Raw genomic sequence first — 6,218 nt, forward strand, 5'->3', positions numbered from 1 at the left:
GGCATCGACAGCCGGGCCGAGTGTTCTCAGTCCGGGTCAGCCTTTCCCCGCGGGCCGCGCGGTCGCGATAGTGCTTGGCTATTGGTACGCCGGCGACGGTGGCGGCGGACTGTTCTACTGGGATGCGTCATCGGATGCGAGGCCCGACGGGGGCACGGTGTTCGCGATTGCGTGTCATCCGCTCGGGCGGTGGATTCGCCTCATCGAGGGTCCGATGTCGGTGAAATGGTTCGGGGCACGCCTCGACGGTGAACACAACGACCGCGACGCGGTGCAACCCGCGCTGAACTCGGGCGCGGGCGTCATTATCATCCCCCCGGGAATCTGCGCCATCTACGATGCGCCGCTGTCGATCCCGGCGGGGACAACACTCATGGGGGCCGGGTCGGGCGTCACCACGCTGCAGCAATGCACACCCGGTCAAGAGGTGGTGCGCATCACGGACGCACCCAACGCCGCGCTGGTGGGGATGGCCGTGGTTTCGTCCGGCGCGGCTCACGCCGTGCACGCGCTGGCGGTACCCAACCCCGACGTCGAGCACCTCGACGTCGAGCACGTGACGTTTCGAGATGTATGGGTACAGCCGGGCTTCGGATCACCTGGCATATCCATCACCGCAGTTGACCGAAACACCTTCCACGCCACCGCGCACGGGTTGAGCAACGACCAGATCGTGCAGCTGTCGGCGGGGTCACCGCACCTCGGCGCCTCCACGAATCTCGCGTTTTCCGTTTCCGGCAACACCATTTCAGGCATCGGCGATACCGGGCCAATGGATCACGGGCTAAAGGCGGGTGACCCGGTACAATTCGTCGACGTCGAGGACGCCAACATATTGCCCCAGGGTCTTAAGACGTTCACGAAGTATTACGTCGTCAACCCGACAGCCACTACGTTTCAGGTGTCAGCCAAACGCGGCGGTAGAGCGATCGCATTCACCGGTGGTACGGGCTTACCGCTCATCGTATACGTGTGGCCTATGGTGCCCGGCGGTTTTGAGCCTTGCCTGGAGTACTTCGTCGTCAACGCCACGGCCGATTCCTTTCAGCTGTCTTTGACCCGACCCGGCAACCCCATCGTCATCACCGACGCGCCCGCCTCGACCTGCAAGGTGGGCGTGGTGTACGCGGGGATATTGCTTGAGAGCGCTGGGAAAAACCTTTACTCGCCACGGATCCGTGACTGCAAGATCGACGGCGGACAGCAGTCCTACACCGACGGCAGCGCTCGGCACGGCATCCGTGCCATCAGTACTCCAGATCCCGAAATTTCAATTCCCGCAAATGTGGTCGGCGCCACCATCATCGGCGGCGAAACCGCGAACCTGAAAGCCGGGGTGTCCACCATCGCGGGAGCGGAGATCATCGCCGTGGCGCATCACGTTTACAACATCTCCGATGCGACCGGTGGCGGCACCGCGTTCGCGGCATCGGGCAACAACGCCCTACAAGGCAGCGACAACCGCATCGAAGGCGGCGCCGGCGCCGTGGAGAGGGCAGTGCTGTTCTACCCCAACGCCACAGGATGCAGCCTACGGGCGACGCCAGGTTTCCAGACATGGCAGATACTCGACCTGAGCGGCACCGGGTCAAACTCCTGGTGGCTGGCCCTGGACAGCAACGTTCAGAACCGTCAGGCGGGGGCGTTCACCTACCAGGAAGTCGGCTTCTACGGCAGCGTCCCCGACGCCAACCAGCCGCTCCTGCTGCCGAAGCCCAAGGCGCCGGGCACGTATGGCAGTACCGAGCAGCAGATGCTCTACTCGGCATACTCCGCGTTGCAGGATGTGGGACTTCTGCCATGAGCTAATGACCAATGGTTTCCCAGTATTACCTGATCACTTGTGGCCAAACCTTTTGGGTGCGACCGGAGGCTTGACATGAGAAACGACGTCATGTGGTTCGAAACCATTGTGGGTGGGGTGGCCAAGGCGCCAGGGCCTGTTTTGCCTTAGCCCCTATCCATCGAACGGTGCAGGATCACCGGGGTCAAGTCCAGGGACGTGGTGTACGGAGTCGTCGTGTGATTCTTCGACGTTGTGGTCTATGCGGTCAGTGCCGCCGGGGTGACCTCCTGTTCGGTCGGTGAGCTTTGGTCGGCTCGGGATTTGCTGAGGACATCGAGGCCGAGGTAGCGCCGTGATTCGGCCCATTCGTCGTGTTGTTCGGCCAGCACGGCGCCGACGAGGCGGATCAGGGCGCTCCGGTCGGGGAAGATGCCGACGACGTCGGTGCGCCGCCGGATCTCTTTGTTGAGCCGTTCTTGGGGGTTGTTCGACCAGATCTGGCGCCAGATCTGCTTGGGGAACGCGGTGAACGCCAGCAGGTCGGCGCGGGCGGCCTCCAGATGATTGGCGACCTTGGGTAGCTTGTCGGTCAGTGCATCGATGATGCGATCATATTGTGCGGCAACGGAATCAGCGTCGGGTTGGTCGTACACCGAGTGCAACAGGGTGCGCACCCACGGCCACGACGTCTTGGGGGTGATGGCCATCAGGTTGGTCGCGTAGTGCGTTCTGCACCGCTGCCAGGACGCGCCGGGCAGGGTGGCACCGATGGCGGCCAACAGCCCGGCATGGGCATCGGAGGTCACCAGTTTGACCCCCGACAAGCCACGGGCGCTCAGCGACCGCAGGAACGTCAACCAGCCCGCACCGTCCTCGGCCGTGGTGACGTCGATGCCCAGGATTTCGCGGTAGCCCTCGGCGTTGACCCCGACCGCGATCAGCGCGTGCACGTTAACCACTCGGCCGGCTTCGCGGACCTTGAGTACCAGGGCGTCAGCGGCCACGAACGTGTACGGACCGGCATCTAGCGGCCGGGTCCGGAACGCCTCGACCGCGGTGTCGAGTTCCTTGGCCATCACCGACACCTGGGACTTCGACAATGACGTGATGCCCAGCGTCTCGACGAGCTTGTCCATCCGCCGCGTCGAGACCCCGAGCAGATAGCAGGTCGCCACCACGGTGGTCAGGGCCCGCTCGGCGCGTTTGCGGCGTTCCAGCAGCCAGTCCGGGAAGTAGGAGCCGTGCCGCAGCTTGGGAATCGCCAGATCCAACGAGCCTGTGCGGGTGTCGAATTGGCGATGCCGGTAGCCGTTGCGCTGATTCGTGCGCTCCGCGCTGCGCTGGCCGTATTCGGCGCCGCACAAGGCGTCGGCTTCAGCGCCCAACAGGGTATGGATGAACGTCGCCAGCAGCTCGCGCAGGACGTCGGGGTGGGTCGTGGTGAGTCGTTCGGCCAGCACAGCAGGCCAGTCGATATCGTGGGCAGCGGTCATCGCGTTGATTCCTTTGCTCGAGTGACTTTGGACGGTCCCTCGAAGAATCACGCGATGACCTTCAATCAATCGGCTACGACACGCCGGCCCTCACGATCAGGCCCGGCTCATACACCACCTTGATGGACGCAACCATCACCGGACGGAGCCTGATCCCAAGCTAAGGAATATTTTTCTACATGACAGCGTCGGGCAATGTTCGAACAGTTGGCGATAGCAGATGACCGAAAGCCGGGTGGCTCGGATTGCCGGTCCGCTCAGCGGACCGGGGCGTTGTGCAAACCGGACAGGTCGGCGCGCAATAGGTCTTGCCTGCTTGCGCGGTCAGTGGCTCCGGGTTTCGGCGATGAGGAGAAGTGAGATGTGGCAGATGCCCACGACATGGATGGCGCCTAACAACGACGGGCACCTCGAGTTCGTCGTTGCCCCCCCGGCAGACTACCTGCTGAGCCCCCGAGGACTGGCGCGCCAGTCCCAGACGGGCCCTAACCTCGGCTGGTCCGGCTGGACGCAGTTGGCTCTACCGTATCCCGGTTTCACCGCCGCTGTGCAACCGACGCTTGCTGCGGAATCGGATGGGCGCCTTGCGGTCTTTGTGACCGATGGCAAACAGTTCTGGGAGCAGTACCAAACCAGCGCCGGAATGACAACAGCTGGTCGAATAACTGGCAACCCCTTGGATCTCCCGGGGCCAACCTGACCGTCGGGCAAGCGGCGATCGGCATGAACCAGAACGGCACCATGGAGCTCTTCACGGTCGCCAGCGACGGACAGGTGCACCACGTGTGGCAACAGAGCAAGGGCGGTGACACCAACTGGTCTGGGTGGAATTTCTTTACATCTCCCCCCAACACGCAATGCATCGGGACGCCCGCGACTGCGAGCTACCCGTATGGCGCCCAGATTTTCTTCGTCACAACCGACCACAACACCGTGCAGACCCGCTGGCAGTATCCGCCCAACAATGGCTGGCTGGACTGGGTGGATATGGGCAAACCACCGAATGTGAACCTGGTTTCCGACCCCGTGGTCGCGGCAAACCCAGACGGACGCCTGAACCTTTTCGCGATGGGCGACGACGGAAATGTGTGGCTTCGCTATCAGCCGTTCTGGTGGGAGGACTGGGCATCCCTTAGCCGTCCATCCGACCCCAACGTTGGCGAGCTCACCGGTCCGGTGGTGGCAAGCGACCTGCAGCGGCTGGTGGTGATGGTCGGGGACACCAACTCCGATGTGGTGTGGTACCTGTGGCAGGCGGGTGTGAATGACAGTGACACCTGGGCACAGCCGGGCAATCAGGTGTGGAAGTCAGTGAGCCCACCGCAGGGAATCAGCTTAGACGTAACGAATTTCGCGGCTGGTGTCAATCTGTGGAATGGCCGTCTTGAGGTCGCCGCGTTCGCGCCGGCAGGAGCGTTGACGGCATTTGAGGTAGACGACATTGTGCACGACATGACCCAGGGGGGCGACAGCTGGTCCTCTTGGGGAGGGTTGGGCGTTCTTCTCTGAGGCCGGGCTCGGCGGCCAAGGCGCGGTGCCCGAAGGCGAGCCAACTTCTCGCCAGCTCGGCGAAACTGGTTCTGACGCGATGAGAATCGGAGCTTCTGGGCGCCCCTGCAGCAGTCAACAGCGAGCATATGACGATTCGTGCCGCCGCTACACCTAGTTCCTCTCACGCCAATCATGTTGTGTCGTAAAGTATCCCGCGGCGAGCGTGATCGACGTAGCACCCGACGATGTTGTTCTCACGCGGGCATATGGCAATTGCGGTTGCCGCCCTTGTACACCGCGGGCCACGTGCCGAGGTCAGCCGGGCGCAAACGCCTTGCAACCCTGGTCCGCTCAGCGGACCAAGCCGTTGTCTGTGGTCCCGCGCAGGTGTCCAATTCATCTACGTCAGCATCCTGAGCCTTTGTTAATCGGTAGGAGGAAACGACGATGTCGATCACGGTCCCCATCGGCGAGCCCGTCGCGTTGGTGAATGTCACGAGCGGCCGCGTGTTGGATGCCGACACCGGCACGATCGGAGCGGACGGCACGAAAGTCCAGCTCTACGGGCGACAGGCGACCGGCTTGAAGAACCGTCAGTGGCTGATCCTCAACGCCGGTGGCGGAACGTTCTACATCGTCAACAAACACTCAAGCAGATACCTCGACGCTGACCTCGCTACGATCGGAAACGACGGGACCAAAGTCCAGCTGTTCGGAACCAGCGTGCCCCGACTACTGAATCGCGAGTGGCGATTGGTCGATGTCGGCGCGAGTCGCTTTGAGATCCACAACGTGCAAAGTGGGCGCGTGCTGGACGCCGACACCGCAACGTTGAACGAGGACGGCACCAAGGTGCAGCTCTGGGGGCGAACCAGTCTGCGCACTCCGTGCCGGCAATGGCGCGTCGTGCGCCCGGCCGACCTCGATGCGGGCGTCCTCCCGCACTCGTTCCAGGACGCTCCGACAACCTTCGACCTGCTGATCATCACGCCGCAGCAGTTCATGGGATTGTTCGATGCTTTTCGAGCAGCCAAGCAGCAGCGCGGAGTTCGCACCCATCTCGTCGCCCTTCACACGACAGCTGACGGTCGCGGCGGCGTGCTGGACGACTTTCCTGGTGCGGATGACCCCGAGCGGATCAAGACCGCCATCGAGTTGGCCTACCGCGATTACGGCGCGAAGTACGTCATGCTGGTCGGCGACGCGAGTCTCTTGCCGGCGCGCCACGCCTTCTCGGTCGAAACTCCGCCTGGTCAAGCCGGCCCCGGTGCGCAGGTCGGCGGACTCGCAGGGTTCCAGGACGGGAGCTACCGGCCCAGTGATTTGTACTACGCCTCGCTGTACCACCACGGCGCCGCCGGTGTCGTGCCGTCCTCCGACGTCAGTGACACGACGACCGCGAACAACCTCGCTAACCCCAACGGCGACGGCTATTTCGACATTTGGGA

The 6,218-nt window shown here is 63.2% G+C and carries 4 protein-coding genes; 3 read left to right on the top strand and 1 reads right to left on the bottom strand.

Features of this window, described 5'->3' with window-relative positions; all coding sequences use genetic code 11:
• Nucleotides 1-1,804, top strand: a 1,804-nt coding sequence (locus ACLQI9_RS10400; RefSeq protein ID WP_442391643.1) for a hypothetical protein, incomplete at its 5' end; no start/stop codon positions are given.
• 239 nt (nucleotides 1,805-2,043) lie between these two features.
• Here ACLQI9_RS10400 and ACLQI9_RS10405 read toward each other — a convergent pair.
• Nucleotides 2,044-3,279, bottom strand: a complete 1,236-nt coding sequence (locus ACLQI9_RS10405) for an IS256 family transposase (protein WP_442375817.1) — start codon at nucleotides 3,277-3,279, stop codon at nucleotides 2,044-2,046.
• 723 nt (nucleotides 3,280-4,002) lie between these two features.
• Here ACLQI9_RS10405 and ACLQI9_RS10410 point away from each other — a divergent pair.
• Both ACLQI9_RS10410 and ACLQI9_RS10415 read left to right on the top strand, forming a co-directional pair.
• Nucleotides 4,003-4,788, top strand: a complete 786-nt coding sequence (locus tag ACLQI9_RS10410) for a hypothetical protein (RefSeq protein ID WP_442375816.1) — start codon at nucleotides 4,003-4,005, stop codon at nucleotides 4,786-4,788.
• A 429-nt stretch (nucleotides 4,789-5,217) separates the two neighbouring features.
• Nucleotides 5,218-6,218, top strand: a 1,001-nt coding sequence (locus ACLQI9_RS10415; RefSeq protein ID WP_442391644.1) for an RICIN domain-containing protein, incomplete at its 3' end; no start/stop codon positions are given.

This window comes from Mycobacterium sp., from assembly GCF_052143115.1.
Lineage (GTDB): Bacteria > Actinomycetota > Actinomycetes > Mycobacteriales > Mycobacteriaceae > Mycobacterium.

Coding starts and splice junctions, on each gene's coding strand:
- ACLQI9_RS10405 (WP_442375817.1), bottom strand. CDS start 3,279: ATGACCGCTGCCCACGATATCGACTGGCCTGCTGTGCTGGCCGAACGA.
- ACLQI9_RS10410 (WP_442375816.1), top strand. CDS start 4,003: ATGAACCAGAACGGCACCATGGAGCTCTTCACGGTCGCCAGCGACGGA.